The 622-nt window shown below is 47.7% G+C and carries 2 pseudogenes; both read left to right on the plus strand.

Annotated features, from left to right (window positions below):
* Window positions 1–359, plus strand: a pseudogene (locus R7Z50_RS28660) (glyceraldehyde-3-phosphate dehydrogenase); the annotation flags it as partial.
* A gap of 12 nt (window positions 360–371) precedes the next feature.
* A pseudogene (locus R7Z50_RS28665) lies at window positions 372–622 on the plus strand (phosphatase); the annotation flags it as partial.

The following is a 622-nucleotide window of genomic DNA, read 5'->3' on the forward strand; positions in this document are numbered from 1 at the left end:
CGATTGTGGAAATTTTCCCAGATTTAAAAGGCAAGATTAACGACCACGCGGTACGTGTACCGTTGGCGAATGCGTCATTGACCGATATCATCTTCGATGTAAAACGCGATACCACAGCAGAAGAAGTGAATGCTTTGCTGAAAGAGGCGTCGGAAGGGGAGCTAAAAGGCATTCTTGGCTTTGAGGAACGTCCGTTAGTGTCGATCGACTACAAAGGCGACCAACGCTCAACCATCGTTGATGCACAATCCACCATGGTGGTTGGCTCACGAATGGTGAAGATTTACGCCTGGTACGACAATGAAATGGGATACGCAACGCGCACCGCAGAATTGGTTCGTAACGTTGGTCTGGCATAACAGGAGTTCACAATGTCTCATCCTACATGGCAATTAGATTTGGACTCTGGTGCATTAGTTTTAACACCGTGCCCGGGTACTAAAGGCGTCGATTTGCAAACGTCTTTACAGCAATTAAAAGAGCAGGGTGTTCAAGCCGTGGTTACGGCATTGGACAATGCTGAGCTAGCATCGAAAGACGTCGCGGATTTGGGTGAAGTTACCCAACAACTGGGTATGAAATGGTTCCAGATCGAGATTGAAGATGATTGCGCACCCAGTGA

The organism is Vibrio sp. 1249-1, from assembly GCF_033340495.1.